Source organism: Sulfurovum sp. XGS-02, from assembly GCF_023213175.1.
GTDB lineage: Bacteria > Campylobacterota > Campylobacteria > Campylobacterales > Sulfurovaceae > Sulfurovum.
In genome coordinates this window covers 223,141-241,790 of record NZ_CP093312.1, presented here as the reverse complement: position 1 = coordinate 241,790, position 18,650 = coordinate 223,141, and the positions used below count along the sequence as shown (strand labels likewise).

Sequence of the window (18,650 nt, the reverse complement as noted above, 5' to 3'; positions counted from 1 at the left end):
TCTTTTAGGCACCAATCTGTTTATTTCGTGGAGGAATACACATTTTTCATACTATTGGTTTCAATGATCTCCTCGAGAGCACTTGCATCAATAATGGTGACGACATGCTCTTCTATCGTGACAATCTTCTCTTTTTTGAGTTTTGTGAGGATACGTGAAAGGGTCTCCGGTGTCATATTAAGGATAGACGCAATTTCATTATTTTTAAGGCGTTCAAAAATAGATGTATTGTTAAGCAGCGCATCGGCTATCTTCGCTTCTGAAGAGTATATCGTCTCTTTGTGCAGTAACTCTACCAAGATATTCATTCGCTTTAGCAGAGAGGAGATCAAAGAGAGTGCGAAGTCCGTATTGTGCAAACAATCATAAAGTTTATCCACCCGAAGCAGTCCCATGGTACCATCGGTCACAAATTTACACGTTGCATGGAAAGGTATGTCTCCGAGCACGGGAAAAAGTGCGATCATTTCAGGCGCCGCAAAATTATGCATATGTATCTTGGTGCCTTTGGGACTTGTTTTAAAAAGCTTTACTCTCCCCTCAAGCAAGATATACAGGTATTCACTCTCATCTCCTTCGTAAAAAACAATGGAATCCTTCAAGTAGTGCCGCACAAGCATTTGTTCCTCTACGGATTTCAGCTGTTCTTCCGTAAGTTCGGAAAATAGTGGTATCTCTTTAATGGTATGCATGCGTTTATTCCTCTGCATTGGAATCATAATAAGTATACCATATCCATTTAATCAAATAAATTGATCCTGTGTACAGGTATAGACACTGATATTTTCATCTCCAAACCACCTTCAGGGCATTTGAAATGCGTGCTGTATCCAAAGGCGCCTTCGCTACTTGAATCTTTCCGATCGTATTTTCTGTAAAGACAAAAGGTTGCAGATAATACGTACCACCGTATCCTCTTTTGACCAAGTCATTCATGATCCTGTTGATCTCCTCTGCTCTTAACAGATCGCTATGTACTGTTGTCCTTACCTCAAAAGCGAACTCTTTACGTATCAAAAAATTGAGCGTCCTGGAAAAGTTGTCAAAATGTTTATCTTTTGTGATCTCAAGATATTTCTCCTTGGGTGCTTTGTAATCAAGTGCGATATAATCAACCAGGCTGTTTTCTACCAATAGTTGGACCATTTCTGGATTTAATCCATTGGTATCCAGCTTGATTTTAAATTTCAACTCCTTGATCCTTTTACAGAAGAGTGCCAGATCCTTATAGAGTGTGGCTTCTCCCCCGGATAGCACAACCGCTTCAAGGAGCCCTCTCCTGCTTTTCAGAAATGCCAGGGCCTCCCCTTCATCCATATTCCCTTCTCTCAAGACGATATCTTTATTGTAACAGTAGACGCAACGCATATTGCACTTGGAGAACCAAAAAATAGCCGCTAAATGATCCGGGTAATCCAGCACTGTAAAGGGCGTGATATCATACAGAGGTTTATGCGACATAGTTCTTTGATGCTTTTTGAAGAAAAAACTTTCTCTCCTGGTGCTCACCTTTTTTACCGATATTAAAACTCTCAACCGGTCTATGATACCCCATGACTCTCGTATAAACAATACACTTTGTTCTTTGTGCCTCATGAACATGAAGCATTTTTTCATTTTTCATCTCTTTCCTCCTGTAGGAATAAAAATTTCTCTACGCATGCTGTTGCATTACGTACCAGTATGTCAATCTCCTCTTTGCTTGCATCGTCTATGTGGATACCGCAAATGACCAAGAGATCTTCTCCCATTCTATCATAAATGATATTTGCCGTCTTCTCTGAGACAATATGATCTTTATGACCATTTTTGATCATCGTTTTCAGATGCCTCTTAGATTCTATCAATGTTGCCGAACCGATATGCTCCTCCTCTCCTCCTGTGATGATCACAAGCCTGTCCTTGCCTATTTTGTGAGACTTTAACCTAACGCTATACCGTCCTTCTCCCACGCTGATCATCAAGACGCCTTCCACAATATCTCATCATCGCATTTGGGGCAATACTCATGTTCACCGGAGAGATAACCATGTTTCTCACAGATAGAAAATGTCGGTGTTACAGTGATATACGGCAGTCTAAAATTACCAATAACATTTCTCACCAATTTTCTCGCTGCCTCTGCAGAGTTGATCTTCTCTCTCATATACAGATGCAATACAGTCCCTCCCGTATATTTGCACTGCAGGTTATCCTGCAGCATCAATGCTTCAAAAGGATCATCCGTATGAAATGCAGGGATTTGGGAAGAGTTGGTATAGTAATTGTTCTCTTTCGTCCCCGCCTGGATGATGTCATCAAACCTTTTGGCATCCTCTTTGGCAAACCTATAGGTTGTTCCCTCCGCAGGCGTTGCTTCGAGATTGTAAAGGTTCCCTGATCTCTCCTGGAACTCTTTAAGCTGTTCTCTCATGACATCCAAGACCCGCATAGCCATCCCTTCCCCGAATTCGTCAGCTATCGTATGTGTGTCATTGGAAAAATTTCGCACCATTTCATTCATCCCGTTGACCCCGATGGTAGAGAAGTGGTTATTGAATCCCGGAAGATACCTTGCCGTATAAGGGAAAAGGCCCCTATCATACATCTCTTGAATGAATATCCTTTTCTTCTCAAGGGTTGCGTAGGCATGTTCCATCAGTCTGGTAAGCTTTTCAAGAAGTTTCTCTTCATCTCCCGCATAGAGGTATCCCAATCGTGCCATATTGATCGTCACAACGCCTATACTTCCGGTCATTTCGGCACTACCGAACAATCCTCCTCCCCTTTTAAGAAGTTCACGAAGATCCAGTTGTAGCCGACAGCACATACTTCGTACATGTCCGGGCTTATACGCTTCTTTATTGAGGGTGCGTTCACCCTTTTCATTTCTTACATACTGGCTGCCGATAAAGTTTTGAAAATAAGAAGACCCTATCTTTGCAGTATTTTCAAAAAGGATATCTGTATTTTCCCCATACCAGTCAAAATCTTCTGTAATATTTACCGTAGGAATAGGGAAAGTAAAGGGTTGTCCACTCTTGTCTCCTTCTGTCATCACTTCATAATAGGCTTTGTTGATAAGATTCATCTCGGGTTGAAAATGGCGGTATGTCATACCCTCCAGAGACTGAATGCTTTCATCTCTCTGTGTGGCACGCTCCATTAAAGCTTCGTCATTCAAGCCTGCAAACAGATGCTGCTGCTTTCTCGTGGGTATTTGGTCCTTCAGGTCATCAGGGACCGTCCAGTCAATGGTAATGTTCGTAAAAGGGCTTTGACCCCATCGTGCCGGCACATTAAGATTGTATACAAAACTTCTTACCGCTTTTTTAATCTCGTCATAGGAGAGTCCGTCTTTGAACACATAGGGTGCAAGATAGGTATCAAACGAGGAAAAAGCCTGTGCCCCGGCCCATTCACTCTGCAAAATCCCCAAAAAATTTGCCATCTGCCCCAATGCTTCCCTAAAATGTGCAGGAGCTTCACTCTCCACCCTGCCTCTGACCCCGTTAAACCCCTCATCCAAAAGTACCCTCAGACTCCAACCTGCACAATATCCGGTCAAACAATCCAGATCATGGATATGATAATCCCCGTCCCTGTGTGCATATCCCTCTTCTTTGGAGTAGATCGTGTCCAGCCAGAAATTGGCTATCACCTTGCCTGCTGTGTTATTGACAAGCCCGGAATTGGAGTAACCCGTATTGGAGTTGGCATTGACCCTCCAGTCGGATTTATCGATATACTCTTTAATGGTCTGCGTGGAATTGATATAGGTCGTATCCTTGTCCAGGCCCAATATTTGTTCTCTTTGGATCTTGTGCATATGCCGATAGAGCATAAATGACTTCATCACTTCAAAATGCTGATGTCTATAAAGCACTTTTTCTATGAAGTCCTGAACCTCTTCGACGCTGATATCATCTCTGTTTTTTATCGCACCCATCAACTCTGTAAAAACGCTCTTATCATAAGTCTTCACTTCACTTTTAAATGCTTTTTTGATCGCATCCTCAATCTTAAAAGGTACGAATTTCTGGGAACTACCATCTCTTTTTATAATCGTTTTTATCATACATATATCTCCTAATAGTGGTGCAATATCTGTATTATAGTTAAAGCTGCGCCCCAATTGTTTGATACCCATCAAGAAATGAATGATTATTCATACAATGGTAAGACTTTCATTATTTTTTGATTCAGATCAATAGATTTATGTCAGATCTATGCTATGTGCGCGTGTGAACTACTTTTGCCATATCAACCAATCTTTTTGCATACCCGTACTCATTATCCTGCCATGCTGAAATCCTGAGTAAATTCCCTTCAACAAGAGTGGTAAAAGGAAGGTTGATAACGGCGCTGTGAGGGTTCATTATATAGGCATCTGACTCATTGGGGTTTTGTGTCGTATCGAGGACATCGCCATAGGCAGATCTTATCTCTGCTTCGAGAAGCTGATTCACCTCTTCTTTTGTATATCTGCCTGTTAACATGATATGCAGATCATAGAGCGTAGTACTGGCAATAGGGACCCTTATACTTTTGGCGTAGAGCTTCTCTGTGAGATGTGGAAAAAAACGGGCTGTCGCCTCAGCTGCACTGCTCATAAGAGGTATGATATTCTGCGTTGCGGAGCGTGTCCTGCGTATATCCTTTGAGTAGTGTTTTGCATCAAGCAAATTCTGATAACTCGTATAACTATGATACATACTCATCATAGCGCTTTGGATACCGAATGATTTATCAAGTATCTGAAATATAGGTACGATTGCATTGGCTGAACAGCTGGAGTTGGAAATAATAGGCTCTTTACTATACTCCTTATGGTTCACACCGTATATATACGTCGGGGTATTATCTGTTACGGGCGTAGAGATAATCACTCTATTCGCACCGTTTTGAATCCAGGGTACATTAGATTCCGTCGTTAAGAACATGCCGCTGCATTGTAAAACAACATCTACATCTAAAGCTCTTATACGCATGCTTTCAGGGTTAGGTTCACAAAAAAGTTTGACCGTTTGATCTCCGATGACAAGACAATCTTCCTGAACACGCATATCATGATCAAGTGGGCCATAGATCGAATCATATTTTAAAAGGTACGCCATCTGTTCAAAACTATAAATGTCGTTGATGCCCACCAGCGTAAAACTACTATCTTCAAGTATGATACGCGCAGCACTTCTGCCTATACGTCCGAACCCATTGATAAAAATGCGTATCTTCTCAGCATTCATGAGTGATGGAATCCTATTAAGCCAAGCATCTATTACTGCACTTCCTTACCAATACTGATTCTTCTACCGAGAACAACATTTTGATCATTTTGCATAGCAAGCATTATAATTAAAAAAAGATCCTCTGCAATTGATCAGTATCAAGTTTTGCTACTTATTCGATCCCTTTTCGCGCCAATGGGATAAAATCATATATTATTTTTTTGAGAGAAAACTATAAACTCCCAATGACATGATGATCAGCGCGATACCCAGAATAAGATAGAGTGCATGTACCATCTGCGAATAATCATGCAGGGCGATCTTAAAGACTACCATCAATGCTTCGATAGAGAGTGCAATAATGATCGCAATGGAAAATTTTGTGAGGACATTTGCATCTTCATCTGCTTTGCTGTAATTTTTGAAAAAGACCTCTCTTTCCAATATCGTCTTGGCCAGGTCAAAGATGGCAAGTCCCAGAGTGAGTGCAACGATAGGTTTAAAGAGTGAATCAAGCGAGAAATTTCTTTCCAACAAGATACTTGAAGCATATCCCACCAATGCATACATAATGGCAAAAAAAGCAAAGGCCATGAGTGAAAAACCTACGGCTTTATAGAAGAACTGTGTAAAATTATTGAACGCCGGATTGAGTTCTACAAGACCAAGTCGCCCCAGTAACCCTGAAAGTGTAAAATCGATAAAAATGTACTGATCCTCTTCTTTTTTCATCACTGTGATACAGGTATGCCCTGTTGCCGAACTGATGTAGGGGGTACTGATGGAAAACTCTTCATCCCTTTGCATCACTTTTGTACTCATATAGGCCCTGTTCTTACCTGCTTCCGATACCTCTGTTTTATATCTGGAAATATTTGGAGAAGTTTGTATAAAGTCCTTATCCGTGACATAGAGCAGTTCCATGGAAGGAAATGTTTGAAACGTCTTTTTATAATTCTTTGATCTCCCCGTTAAGATCGATCCATTGTTTCTTAACGTTGTCATAATAAACTTTTCAATATCTTCCTGGTTTTCTTGATAAACTTCAATAAACTCTTTCATTCATCTGTACCTTTATATTTAGTATATATTTATTCTACAAGTATACCACGAGAATCATCATATGAGATGTGCCTTCTGTATAGTTATTACTCAATATCATCTACAGATACACACTATACATCATAAAAAATTGCACCTGACTATCGACGAAAGATGCATGACGATCAACCATCGCATAGACCTAAGGATTAGATAACCCACGATTAACAACAATTTGGTTAAAATAATTCATTAATTTTGACTACCCTAAAGTAGTTCTCGGAGCAAATAACAATGAACAAATCAAAATACATCTGGATGGATGGCGAATTCACACCTTGGGATGATGCCAAGGTACATATACTTACACATACACTACATTACGGAAATGGTGCCATAGAGGGGACTAAAGCCTACAAAACAGTGGATGGAAGATGTGCTATCTTTAAACTCAAAGAGCATACGCAAAGACTTCTTAACTCATCAAAAATGACACTGATGGATGTACCATTTACAGCAGAGGAATTGAACGCTGCACAAGTAGAACTTTTACAAAAAAATGAACTCTTTAACGGTGCCTATATCAGACCGCTTGTGTATCTTGGGTATGGCGTGATGGGCCTTTACCATAAGGACTGCCCTGTCAATGTCTCTATCGCTGCATGGGAATGGGGTGCCTATCTTGGTGAAGAGGGTCTCAAAAAGGGTGTGCGTATGAAGATCACTTCTGTCACAAGAACACCGAATACCTCGGGTATGGGTAAAGCCAAAGCAGTTGCAAACTACCTAAACTCACAAATGGCGAAATTTGAAGCGGTGGAAGCCGGATATGATGAAGCACTGCTCAGAGATGACCATGGATACATCGCTGAAGCATCTGGGGCCGCTTTCTTCATGGTAAGAGACGGGGTACTAATCTCTCCTCCTAGTGACAACTCGCTGGAGTCCATCACACAGCAAACGATCATAGACCTGGCTCATGATATGGGTATCAAAGTGGAAAGACGCCGCATCACCCGTGAAGAGGTCTACATCGCTGATGAAGCATTTTTAACGGGAACTGCTGCCGAAGTCACACCGATCCGTGAAGTGGATGCACGTCAGATCGGTATAGGTTCAAGAGGGCCTATCACTGAGAAATTACAAACAGCCTACTTTGATGCAGTTGCAGGTAAAAACCCTGACTATATTAAGTATTTAACCTATATTAACTAAATAAGGATATAGACATGCCAGCAGACATGAACGACTATTTTAAAAAGAAGAAACCGAGCAACAGCTCAATGAACAACAGTAGCAGCGGTGGTGGAGGTGGAAGAAACTTCGAAAACCCACTCAGCAATATGGGGAAAGGTGCACCTTGGATGTTTATCATCGTTGCACTGGGATTTGCCCTTTTTGTACTGAAACCATTTACGATCATCAACTCCGGTGAAGTAGGGATCAAGATCAATACGGGTAAATTTGAAGAGAAACCTCTTAATGCAGGACTGCACTTTTTTATCCCTGTACTGCAAAAGATCATTCCGGTCAATACACGTATCCGAATGATCACATACTCTGATGTAAGAACCGGTGAGCTGGGTGATGCCTACAGAAACCTTGAAGGCGGGCTCAAAAGAAACCCGGCGATCACAGTACTTGACAAAAGAGGATTGACCGTCAACATAGATATCGCGGTACAGTACAGACTCAGAGCGGAGACTGCACCGGCTACTATTGAAAGATGGGGTGCAAGCTGGGAAGAGAAGATCATCAACTCTAAAGTCCGTGAAGTGGTACGTGACGTAGTCGGACGTTATACGGCTGAACAGCTTCCTGAGATGAGAAACGAAATTGCAGCTGCTATCGAAACAAAGGTCAAAGAGAGTGTTGATTCACTTGATGACAAACCGGTGGTACTCTCTTCTGTAGAACTAAGAACAATCAACCTGCCTACAAAGATCAAAGATCAGATCGAAAGAGTGCAGATCGCAAAACAAGAAGTAACCATAGCCGAGCAGCAAAAAGAGAAAGCGAAACAAGAGGCACAAAGAAAAGCAGAGATCGCTAGAGGTGAAGCGGAGAGAAACCGTATCGAAGCACAGGGTGAGGCAGACAAGATCCGAATCGAAGCAGAAGAGCAATCCAAAGCCAACAAACTGATCTCTGAATCACTTTCACCGCAGCTTATTCAACTGGAGCAGATCAAAACACAGGCGAAATTCAATGAAGCGCTTAAAGTCAACAATGATGCACAGATCTTCCTTACACCTGGCGGGGCAGTACCGAACATATGGATCGATGCAAAAGGTAAAAAACAACAGACCGTCTCTGCGCAACAGTAAACCTATTTGCCACGGGTTTTTCCCGTGGTTATCTCTTCTTTTTTATAAACCTACTCACACGTTAATAGATCGCATCATGCCACTGTACCAGTGTCACTCTATACCCTTTTGTAACCGGCAGTACTTCATGTGAAAAATAGGGGTTGCTAGGAAAGATCACCATATCCCCCGCATCAGCTTTGATCTTTACAGGCTCACCTTTTTCATCATAGAGGTAGTTAAAGAGCAACTCTCCCCCGCTGAAACCTTCGCTTTCTTCTTGGGCATTACTCTCATGAGGGGTTGCAAAGAGTACGGTTGTAAATTTTCGTTCCGGTGCGACACATTTGAAGCCTACCGTCTCTCCATTTTCATCCACAAGTTCACTGGAGTCATCCGCATGCTTGACATAGAAATAGCCCTCTTTATACTCCAATACCTGAATATCTGTAGAGAGTGTCATCACCGCTGCAAAATACTCTTCTATCAACGGTTTGTATTTGAGAAACTGTTTTTCATAATACTCACTGTAAAAATCATCCAGTGTATAGATATTTGTTTTACGGTAATCCGTCACGACATCCGATTCTATAATACCGCTGATATTTTCAAGTTTTACTTCTGCTCTTTGACTCTCCTCATCCTTCTTCACCAGTGAAACAAGTTCTCTACAAAGTTCAGGGGTAAAAAAATTCTTAATGATCAGATAAGGGGTATCCTTATAAGCGCTTGGGAACAATCTATTGGTAATATCCAGCTTTTCCAAGCGTGCATCACAATAGATATGGTTACTAATTTGTATCATCTAAAGCTCTAAAAATAAGATAGCTATAAAGCATAGAATTATAATCGAAAAATCAACTTTTTAGTCTAAAAATTTTCTTAAATATCTCTATATCTTCATAGATAGCTTGCAGTTTAAAACCAAATAGCTATAATATCATCAATATAAATGCTATGGAGACCTATCATGCAGCTTGACTGGCAAAAAAACCCTCTTATCCCTGCTATCGCCCAAGATGAAGAAACCAATGAAATTCTCATGCTTGCCTATATGAATGAAGAGGCATATAACCTTACGCTTGAGACGGGGTATGCCCACTACTTCAGCCGGAGTAAACAGCGTATCTGGAAGAAAGGCGAAAGCTCGGACCATACCCAAGAGGTCAAAGATGTGCTACTTGACTGCGATGCAGATACCGTGATACTCAAGATCAAACAAAACGGTGTAGCCTGTCATACAGGACGTAAAAGCTGTTTCTTCACTTCTGTCATGCAAGATAAAATAGTCTTGGACAAAGAGCTAGATACGGATGCGATCTACGGTGTGGTAGATACACTCTACCATACGATCTTAGAGCGTAAGAATGCATCGGCAGAAGCCAAATCATGGACGAAAAAACTTTTAGACGATAAAGCACTGATGCTATCCAAGATCCGTGAAGAGGCAGACGAAGTATGTGTTGCCATTAACGAAGAGAGTGATGAACAGGTCATCTACGAATCTGCTGACCTTCTCTACCATACACTGGTAGGACTGGGGTATAGAAATATCTCTCCAGACAGGGTCAAACAAGAGTTAGCCAGAAGATTTGGAATGAGTGGGATCGTTGAAAAAGAGGGACGAAAGAAGTAGAGTGTAAATCACTGCATTTACACTCTTACTCATATAGATCTAACAGCCTCCGGCACATCCCGGACTCTCTGCATTACCCCCGGCAAAATAATTCCCGTCAAAGCTTACCAAAGAGTAGTTTCTTTCTGTTCCAAGAGACTCTTTTAGCCCTTCAATAGAGAGAAAACCTAGAGAATCCGCATCGATTTTATCGGCGATCTCTTCTGGTGTGAATTTGGTAGAGATGAGTTCTGCTTTTGTAGGGGTATCAATACCGTAACGGCATGGGAACTTTATCTCCGGTGCAGCAATACGCATATGCACCTCTTTAGCCCCTGCCTCTTTAAGCATACGTACGATCTGCTTAGAGGTCGTCCCGCGTACCAGCGAGTCGTCAATAATAGCTACTCTTTTACCCTCTATCAGATGTTTGACCGGGGAGAGTTTCAATTTGACCTTGAGGTCACGGATCTCCTGTGTCGGTTCAATGAAGGTACGTCCCACATAGTGGTTACGTACAATACCCATCTCGAACGGGACACCCAGACCATCTGCATATCCCTTTGCAGCAGCCACACCCGAATCAGGTACGGGAAGTACAAGGTCTATATCAACAGGTACCTCTTTGGCAAGTCTTTTCCCCATCTCTAAACGCATCTCATAGACGTTTTTCCCGTCGATAATAGAGTCTGGTCTGGCAAAATAGATATACTCAAAAGCACAAGGGTGGAAATCAGGTTCGAAGACTTGCTCCGAAACAGGTTCTTTCCCCTCTTCAAAGGTAAGCATCTCTCCAGGTTCTACATCACGTATGAACTCTGCACCTACCAGATCAAATGCACAGGTTTCAGAAGCCACAATATAGCCACCGTCACTTAATCTACCCAGACTGAGAGGACGGATACCGAAACGGTCACGGATCACAAACATTTTAGAACGGCTCTGGATCGCCAAACAGTAGGCACCTTCTATCTTTGTCAGCATATCCTTGATACGGTCTACCAACGAATCCTTCTGGGATTTTGCTATCAGGTGGATAATATTTTCCGTATCCATATCGGTTTGAAAAATGGCACCTCTGTCTATTAATTCGTTTCTGACTTCATGTTTATTAACAAGGTTACCGTTGTGCACGACCGATATCTCTCCAAGCTTATACTTGGCAAAGACAGGCTGTGCATCCCCAGCAGATTCACTTCCTGCTGTAGAATAACGGTTATGTCCCACAGCACATCCGCCATCCAACTTATCAAGTGTTTCTTGAGAAAAGACATCTGATACCATACCGCGTTTTTTATACATTGTGATACGCTTCCCGTTGGCTGCAGAAATACCTGTAGCCTCTTGTCCGCGATGCTGCATTGAAAAGAGCGAGTAATACGCTACCGTGGAAGCTTTTTTTGCACCGAATACACCGACTATTGCACACATATTAAATTCCTAAACAATCATTTATAGAGTAAAGACCACTCTTTTGATTTACGAGCCATGTTGCTGCACGGATCGCACCTTTTGAAAAAGTCTCTCTACTGGTAGCTGTATGGTTAAGTTCCAAGAACTCCCCATCATTATAAAAACCAACCGTATGTCGACCTACGATATCTCCCCCGCGAAGCGCCATCACGGCGATCTCGTCTTTAGATCTTGCTCCGATCTGACCATCTCTTCCCGATACACGTACAGCATCAAGATCCAAGCCTCTGCCTTTTGCTGCAAACTCCCCCAACGTTAAAGCAGTACCGCTTGGTGCATCCACTTTATGTCTATGGTGCTGTTCGACGATCTCAATATCAAAATCTTCCAGTGTTGCTGCCACCTGCTCGACCAATTGTTTGAGCAAAGCGATCCCTGCTGACATATTGGATGCATAAAGAAGCGGCATCTCTTTTGAAGCTTCTTTTAGAAGATTTTGCTGATGTTGCGTAAATCCTGTCGTTGCGATCACCAATGGTGTAGGGTTTTTTAATGCCTCTTCACAAAGTTCCTGTGTTGCTGCAGGCGCTGAAAAATCTATCACGACATCACAATTTTCAAGTACCGCCTTCATACTGTTGGTTACCAATACATCAGAGGGTACTTCTCTTTTTAGTTCACCAAATACATGCAATACACTGAGTTCTAATGCATCATTTTCTAAAATATTTTTAATCAGGTGTTCACCCATTCTACCTGTACTACCTACTATCCCGATCTTTGCCATCTACTGTTGCTCCTGAATATATGAAATTACTTGAAGTGCGGCTACTGAACCGTCACCTGCCGCTGAAACCACTTGTTTTGGTGCTTCTATACGTATATCACCTGCTGCAAAAAGACCTTCGAGTGATGTTCTCATTCTGAGATCCACGACCACCTGTCCGCACGCATTCGTCTCACAGATAAAATCACCGCTCTCATCTTTCAATACCGTGTTATTTACATTATGCCCTACAAAAACAAAAAGTCCTGTATTGGCCATATGCGTGATAGTCCCATCATTATGCTTGATATTGACCCCTGTGACACCCATAGCATCACCAAGCACTTCATCGATCACAGCATTGGAGATAAGATGTATATTCTCTTTTCTCTTTGCTCTGTCTAACGTCGAGGGTGCTGCTCTAAATTCATCTCTTCGGTGTACTACATAGACATCTGAACAGATATTAGAGAGATAGAATGCTTCTTCAAGTGCAGTGTCACCCCCGCCAAGTACGGTCACGGGTTTGTCTTTGTAAAAAAATCCATCACAGGTGGCACAGGTGCTCACACCTCTCCCAAAGTATTCATCTTCGCCTTTCACACCGGCCTTTTTAGGGGTAGAGCCCGTACAGACGATCACGGTCACCGCTTCAACCTTCTCCCCATCTTCCAGCGTAACAGTAAAGTGTTCACCTGTTTTTGCCACACGTTCTACTTTTTTCATCTCATGTTTAAGACCAAAGTGAAAACACTGCTTTTGCCATGTATCCATAAAATCCATGCCTGTTTTATCGTGTTCAAAAAATCCAGGGTAGTTCTCTATCTCAGAACTCTGTGTGATCTGCCCGCCAGGCATACCCGTCTCAAACAGTGTAACATTTTTAAGTCCGCCTCGTGTTGTGTAGAGTCCGGCTGTAAGTCCGGCCGGTCCTCCACCAATGATTGCGCAATCTAACATTCTGAATCCTTGAACTAAGTAAAATACTTAAGCAAATACTACCTATTATACAATGAAAATACTTGGTTAAAAACTTTAGAAGATTTTATCTAAATATAGATATGAAAGAAGTTTTAAGAGAGGGAGAACCTCTCTTAAATGTATCAATTACAGTTGTGCGTTGAGCTTTTCAGCAAATGCATCTTTCGAAGCTGCACCTACCATTTGGTCTACCAACTCACCATCTTTAAAGAAAAGAATCGCTGGAATAGATCTGATACCATATTTAACTGCGATATCTTGTTGCTCATCTGTATTCACTTTACAGATAGTCGCTTTACCGTCAAAATCTTCTGCAAGCTCTTCGATCACTGGAGCGATCATTCTACAAGGTCCACACCATGGAGCCCAAAAGTCTACCATTGTTACACCTTCAGCGATAGTCGCATCAAAATTTTCAGCTGTTAAATCTACATATTTTCCCATATTGAGTTCCTTTAAATTTTATATAAATAGTATAACCTAATTTCTTATAAAAACTATTGTGATAGCTTATATTTTTTAGAATTATCTATCTTTTGTCCTAATTATATACAATAAGGATAAAATTACTCTTATTCGACTTCTTCCAACTTTATCTCTGGATATTGAGCGGAGCGTGTACCCTCTATAGCCACCGTCTTCTCTCCTTTTACCGTATAGACAAATGAAATTTTAGCTTTGTCCGTACTGTTCTTATTGGCTCTATGCAGCAGCAGAGAGTGGAAGATGATCACATCACCTTTTTTGAGCGTCGTGGAGACCTTTTGTGCTATCAGTGAAGCATTCTCTTTCGTATCTTCCCTAAAATACTCTTTTGCATCAAACTGTTCAGGCTTGAATTGCATCAAATGGCTTCCGGGTATGAATTCAAGCACACCGTTTTCACTGTACTCATCATCCAAAGCCAACCATATACTTACCAGATTATTATCAGAATAACGCCAATATCTTCTATCCTGATGCCACGCCGTTGCCCTGCTATAATAAGGCATTTTTGTCATGATGGAGTTATGATGGGCGGTCGTTATCACCACTCTGTCATCCAGTATCTGTTGCAGAACAGGACGGATATCAACATTTTCCATCCACTCTTTGAAAAGGATATCCCTCTCATACACCTGCCGTAACCTGCGGACGATCATATGCGCTTCATTGGATCCACTGCTATAATCCACTACTTCGGTACGATACTCTTTGGATCTTTCATCATACCCTATCTCTGTTTCAATAGGCTCGATTTTATGTTCTAAGTGTGCTTTGGCGACATCCAGTATCGCATCACATTTTTCCTGGGGTAAAAAATTTCGTAAGACAATAAAACCATTTTGATGAAATTGTTGAAGCTGCACATCGGAGAGTCTCATATAGGTGCCTTTAAAGTATCATTGAGCAGATTATAGCGTAACATTCTCTATAAATTCTACCTCATCATAGCGAATGATCAGTGCATCGATACTAAATGCCCGGTCGATATTTTTTGTTTTTAGATAATAGTGTGCAGAGTTGATGATCTTTCGGAGTTTGGATGGTGTCACATTATAGACAGGATCGAACTCTGTTTTCCCACTCTTCACTTCTATGAAGTGTACGACATCATCACGGCTGGCGATGATATCTATCTCACCAAGCTTTCGTGCAAAATAATTACGCTCCAGGATCACGAAACCCTCCTGTTCTAAAAAACATGTAGCCAAGGTCTCGCTCTGATTACCGAATTTTTTAGGGTCTTCTCTTGTCATTTTTATAGCCTTTCACTTTATGATCAAGTATAGAACAAAAGAAAAATGAAAGAGAAAAGTATGTCATATTGACATTCTTTTACCAGAGCTACCTCTCTAGTTAGAGTAAAAAAGGTATAAGCTCTAAATGCGATACAAAAAATGACTCTATTGGTAGAAAAAATCTAAATCAGATAAAATTTATCCTATTTAAAGCTATCTTTGATATAAAGTCAATAAATAACATATACTAAAGGACATAATCATGACAAACAATGAAGTAACGTCTCAAAAAGAAAGTAAAGCGTATGAGATCATATCCTTCACAGATACAGTAGCATTTAACTATACCTTACCCGGTAATGAAGAAACACAAACCATAGAACATGAACTCACCTTCATTTGGGAAGATACGATCGATAAGTTTATAGAAGAACATGGTACCGACAAACCTTACAAGGTACATGCCTTCAAACGGGAAAGAGAACAAAAATTTTTCATAGAACAGATAGAAGGCAGAACTGATGACCTCATAGACGAGGTACAAGAAGAAATAGCCAACAAAATGAAGTTTGGCTTTGAATTTAGTGGACAACTGCATAATGACGACTAAATGACATTTCTCCATCGCCAACAATCAGGACAAGTGAAAACCTTATAAATTTATATATTTTATAAGGTTTTGAAAATCTAATGTGAGCAAGTGTCGTCCATTATCTACTTACTTGAATAATTCCTGCACTACCATACAGCAGAAGTTCCTATCTTGCATGTATTTGGAGTGAGTATTTTATACTCAACAATAATATCATTTAAGTCTGTTATATACAAAACTCTACATTCAGCTTTTGTACTGTAATTATATGTTTTATCATAATAATATTTTTTATTGTTTTTTCGTTGAGTTTTGTAAAACTTAGTCCCATAAAAATAATCACTATTAATATTCTTTCCTAATTCACTGCTTAGTTTATTTTGATAATCTTTAGCAGATGGAGGTAACATACTGCAACCGTTTAAAATCAATAAAGTAACCATAATTATTCTTATCATAATATTATCCACATTCAAAATATCCTTTGGAAAGATTGTAGCATATTATTTAAGTGTCAAATTATTCAGAAATCAAAACCTTATAATCTAACATATTTTATAAGGTTATTCGCTATAGCGACGTTTACGAGGTATAAATTCTTAAGCTTCAATAGAAAACCTTATAAAATGTTCTATATAGGAGATTTTATAATGAAATTGTTAAAAAAATGTAATGGATTCAAAGAAGAATAAGCGAGTCTCTAAGGTCGCTAATTGCGACCTCAAGATTTAACCCAAAGTGCTCTATGCACTTACAGGAATAATGTCGACCTGGATCGATTTAAATGCAGCTGTCATGATAAGTTCATCACTTTTATCACCAAAAATGTTATTGAGTTTTGAATCTACATGGTGAAAAGTGGTATAGAGTGTTTTAGGACGCACTTTATCTGTGAATTTTACCTTTAACGGATTGGTCTGACCATACTCGGTTTTTAGAATCACCTTCTCTGTTGGGAAATCTGCACTGTCACTTTCATGTACCAAAAGAACATCCTCTTTATGTTTTTTCATGAGGTTCTCTGTATATTTTGTTTGCGCAGAGTTGTTGTAATGCGCCATGATTCTTCCCGTCGTTAAGTGGTAACCCTTCAGTGCTTTATTGAGGATCTCTTCTATCATACCTGAGAGTGTATACCCATGGTATCTGAATGCCCCGATACCATCTTTGGTTCTAAAGTCTTCTCTATGCAGTACCGGTGTACCGCCCTCTTCAGTGATCGGCCATGAAATGCCCTGCTTTTCATTCGCTCTGAGCATCTCATAAGAGGCACCGCTAAATCTGTTTGTTGCCGTTTTTCTCACATCATTCCAGATATCTTCAGAGGTCTCAAAACCGAAATCCCCTCCCATTTTCTCATCAAGAAGCTTGATCACTTCCCAGTCATCCGGAAGATCAGAGTGTACCAGTGGCGTGGAGAGGTGGACTTTACGCATCGCATTGATGTAAATACCTGTTTTCTCATAGGCTGACTTCACACCCACTACGATGTCTGCACGTTCCGCAATGTCTGTCATGAACAGCTCTTGTACAAAGATAAGCTCCAGGTTTTCAAATGCTTTTGTGATCTTATTGATATTCGGGTGGATATGCGTGAGGTCTTCACCAATGTTTAACACACCCTTGATGGTTCCGTCAAGCATACCATCCACCAACTGAGGTGTCATCAGTCCCACCTCTTTTGGCGCCGTGTAATCAGGAGCATAGTAGGGGAGCATACCCATATCACACGCACCTTGAACATTCGTCTGACCACGCAATGGCATCACACCCGCACCGTCTTTACCAATGTTCCCGGTCATCAGTGCCAGGTGTACGATAGCCATAACAGCGTACGAACCGTCTACATGCTCGGTGATCCCAAGTCCCCATAAAATGAGAGATTTTTTCGTGGCATACTCACGGGCGATCTCCGGGAGCATATCTGCCAAATACTCATACCCTTCCACTTCTCTAAAAAATTCAGGATTGGCATAAGGATCATTGAGAATGTTCTCTTTAAAGTGTTCAAAGTTCTTGGTTCTGTTCTTGATAAAATCTTTGTGGTACAACTCTTCAGTGATGATCGTGTATGCCATCATATTGAGCACAAGCAGGTTCGCTTCATGTGGAGTGACCGCTTTATATTTTGAGAACTTATGCAGTTTGATCTCACGTACATCAAAACATGCGATAGGAGTACCTTTTTGTGCCGCTTTGATCATACGGTTACCTACGATCGGGTGTGCCTCAGTCGTGTTGGAGCCCATCACGATCATAAATTCTGTTTTGTAGATATCATCAAACGGGTTACTTGCAGCCCCCTCACCGATGGTCAGCCTCATCCCCTTGAGTGATGGAGAGTGACACACTCTGGCACAATTATCTACGTGTGGAGAGTTCAGTGTGTAACGGGTGAACTTTTGAAAATAATACGCTGACTCACATGACGTTCTAGCCCCTCCAAGTGAACAGACAGATTTTTCACCATATTGTGATTGGATCTCTTTGAGCTTCATTGCCCCTGCAGTGGTAGCAGCATCCAAATCGGTCTCATACCATGTATCATCCAGATCGGTGAGCGAACCGGCGATCGCATCTTTGATCTCAGGGTTCTTCTCTAAAAAACTTTTGCGGATATGCGGTGTTCTCAGTCTCTCTTTTGCATCGACAAAATCGTATCCATGTGTCCCTTTGATACAAAGTTTGCCTTCAGATGTTGCACCATCCGGGTGTGCAAAGATCTTCTTGATCTTATTCTCTTTTGTATCAACCTCAGCTGCAATATCACAACCAACACCACAATATGCACAAACGCTGTCTATTATTTCATGATCGTTATCAGCTTTTTTTGTCATTTTGTACCCTTTTGTACTTTAATAGGAGTAATTTTATCCTATTTATAATTAAAATAATGTATGTTTAAGTAAGTGTTGTTACTATCATACAAAATTATATCGAAAAAGGTCACTAATCTTTACCATATAGTGTAAAATTTTCATCAAAAGAAATCCAAACTCATTTGGATA

Annotated in this window: 20 protein-coding genes; 4 read left to right on the top strand and 16 right to left on the bottom strand. The window is 40.9% G+C overall.

The window, feature by feature from the left end:
* Positions 1-20: 20 nt before the first annotated feature.
* The 7 genes from MN086_RS01250 to MN086_RS01220 all read right to left on the bottom strand — a co-directional run bounded on the left by MN086_RS01250 (position 21) and on the right by MN086_RS01220 (position 6,269).
* Entirely contained in the window at positions 21-692 is a 672-nt protein-coding gene (locus MN086_RS01250; protein ID WP_248576250.1) for a Crp/Fnr family transcriptional regulator, read from the bottom strand.
* Positions 693-786: 94 nt separating this feature from the next.
* Entirely contained in the window at positions 787-1,461 is a 675-nt protein-coding gene (locus tag MN086_RS01245) for an anaerobic ribonucleoside-triphosphate reductase activating protein (protein WP_248576249.1), read from the bottom strand.
* Positions 1,451-1,624: an anaerobic ribonucleoside-triphosphate reductase gene (gene nrdD, locus MN086_RS01240; RefSeq protein WP_248576248.1), complete on the bottom strand. Its 174-nt coding sequence runs from the start codon at positions 1,622-1,624 to the stop codon at positions 1,451-1,453. Before nrdD ends, MN086_RS01245 begins: the two co-directional genes overlap by 11 nt.
* The gene (locus tag MN086_RS01235) at positions 1,614-1,961 is read right to left on the bottom strand and encodes a hypothetical protein (RefSeq protein WP_248576247.1); all 348 of its coding nucleotides are present in this window, start codon (positions 1,959-1,961) and stop codon (positions 1,614-1,616) included. The genes nrdD and MN086_RS01235 overlap by 11 nt, the downstream gene beginning before the upstream one ends.
* Positions 1,961-4,057, bottom strand: coding sequence for a ribonucleoside triphosphate reductase (locus MN086_RS01230; RefSeq protein ID WP_248576246.1), 2,097 nt, complete (start codon positions 4,055-4,057; stop codon positions 1,961-1,963). The genes MN086_RS01235 and MN086_RS01230 overlap by 1 nt, the downstream gene beginning before the upstream one ends.
* A 154-nt stretch (positions 4,058-4,211) precedes the next feature.
* Positions 4,212-5,225, bottom strand: coding sequence for a type I glyceraldehyde-3-phosphate dehydrogenase (locus MN086_RS01225; RefSeq protein WP_248576245.1), 1,014 nt, complete (start codon positions 5,223-5,225; stop codon positions 4,212-4,214).
* A gap of 195 nt (positions 5,226-5,420) precedes the next feature.
* A complete protein-coding gene (locus MN086_RS01220) occupies positions 5,421-6,269 on the bottom strand; it encodes a hypothetical protein (protein ID WP_248576244.1) in 849 nt (282 codons plus the stop codon).
* A 273-nt stretch (positions 6,270-6,542) separates the two neighbouring features.
* On the opposite strand from MN086_RS01220, the gene MN086_RS01215 reads away from it, so the two are divergent.
* Together MN086_RS01215 and MN086_RS01210 are read left to right on the top strand one after the other, a co-directional pair.
* The gene (locus MN086_RS01215) at positions 6,543-7,463 is read left to right on the top strand and encodes a branched-chain amino acid transaminase (RefSeq protein ID WP_248576243.1); all 921 of its coding nucleotides are present in this window, start codon (positions 6,543-6,545) and stop codon (positions 7,461-7,463) included.
* A gap of 14 nt (positions 7,464-7,477) precedes the next feature.
* Complete coding sequence (locus tag MN086_RS01210; RefSeq protein WP_248576242.1) at positions 7,478-8,575, top strand: prohibitin family protein; 1,098 nt, start codon at positions 7,478-7,480, stop codon at positions 8,573-8,575.
* A gap of 61 nt (positions 8,576-8,636) precedes the next feature.
* Here the strand turns inward: MN086_RS01210 and MN086_RS01205 are convergent, their stop codons facing one another.
* Positions 8,637-9,359, bottom strand: coding sequence for a 2OG-Fe(II) oxygenase (locus tag MN086_RS01205; RefSeq protein WP_248576241.1), 723 nt, complete (start codon positions 9,357-9,359; stop codon positions 8,637-8,639).
* 165 nt (positions 9,360-9,524) lie between these two features.
* Between MN086_RS01205 and hisIE the strand changes: the two genes are divergently transcribed.
* A complete protein-coding gene (hisIE, locus tag MN086_RS01200) occupies positions 9,525-10,190 on the top strand; it encodes a bifunctional phosphoribosyl-AMP cyclohydrolase/phosphoribosyl-ATP diphosphatase HisIE (protein WP_248577069.1) in 666 nt (221 codons plus the stop codon).
* 39 nt (positions 10,191-10,229) lie between these two features.
* Here hisIE and purF read toward each other — a convergent pair whose 3' ends face one another.
* The 6 genes from purF to MN086_RS01170 all read right to left on the bottom strand — a co-directional run bounded on the left by purF (position 10,230) and on the right by MN086_RS01170 (position 15,068).
* Positions 10,230-11,600 (bottom strand): amidophosphoribosyltransferase, encoded by a 1,371-nt coding sequence (gene purF, locus MN086_RS01195; protein WP_248576240.1) that lies wholly within the window; start codon positions 11,598-11,600, stop codon positions 10,230-10,232.
* 1 nt (position 11,601) lies between these two features.
* Positions 11,602-12,369, bottom strand: a complete 768-nt coding sequence (gene dapB, locus MN086_RS01190) for a 4-hydroxy-tetrahydrodipicolinate reductase (RefSeq protein WP_248576239.1) — start codon at positions 12,367-12,369, stop codon at positions 11,602-11,604.
* Positions 12,370-13,308 carry a thioredoxin-disulfide reductase gene (gene trxB / locus MN086_RS01185; RefSeq protein ID WP_248576238.1) on the bottom strand — a complete coding sequence of 313 codons (939 nt, stop codon included), beginning with the start codon at positions 13,306-13,308 and terminating at the stop codon, positions 12,370-12,372.
* A gap of 147 nt (positions 13,309-13,455) precedes the next feature.
* Positions 13,456-13,773, bottom strand: a complete 318-nt coding sequence (trxA, locus tag MN086_RS01180) for a thioredoxin (RefSeq protein WP_248576237.1) — start codon at positions 13,771-13,773, stop codon at positions 13,456-13,458.
* 128 nt (positions 13,774-13,901) lie between these two features.
* Positions 13,902-14,693, bottom strand: a complete 792-nt coding sequence (locus tag MN086_RS01175; RefSeq protein WP_248576236.1) for a phytanoyl-CoA dioxygenase family protein — start codon at positions 14,691-14,693, stop codon at positions 13,902-13,904.
* A 30-nt stretch (positions 14,694-14,723) separates the two neighbouring features.
* Positions 14,724-15,068 carry a YraN family protein gene (locus MN086_RS01170; protein WP_248576235.1) on the bottom strand — a complete coding sequence of 115 codons (345 nt, stop codon included), beginning with the start codon at positions 15,066-15,068 and terminating at the stop codon, positions 14,724-14,726.
* A gap of 244 nt (positions 15,069-15,312) precedes the next feature.
* Between MN086_RS01170 and MN086_RS01165 the strand changes: the two genes are divergently transcribed.
* Positions 15,313-15,660 (top strand): hypothetical protein, encoded by a 348-nt coding sequence (locus MN086_RS01165; protein ID WP_248576234.1) that lies wholly within the window; start codon positions 15,313-15,315, stop codon positions 15,658-15,660.
* Positions 15,661-15,788: 128 nt separating this feature from the next.
* Here the strand turns inward: MN086_RS01165 and MN086_RS01160 are convergent, their stop codons facing one another.
* Together MN086_RS01160 and MN086_RS01155 are read right to left on the bottom strand one after the other, a co-directional pair.
* Positions 15,789-16,112 carry a hypothetical protein gene (locus MN086_RS01160; protein WP_248576233.1) on the bottom strand — a complete coding sequence of 108 codons (324 nt, stop codon included), beginning with the start codon at positions 16,110-16,112 and terminating at the stop codon, positions 15,789-15,791.
* Between the two features lie 273 nt (positions 16,113-16,385).
* Complete coding sequence (locus MN086_RS01155) at positions 16,386-18,479, bottom strand: molybdopterin oxidoreductase family protein (protein ID WP_248576232.1); 2,094 nt, start codon at positions 18,477-18,479, stop codon at positions 16,386-16,388.
* Positions 18,480-18,650 lie beyond the last annotated feature (171 nt).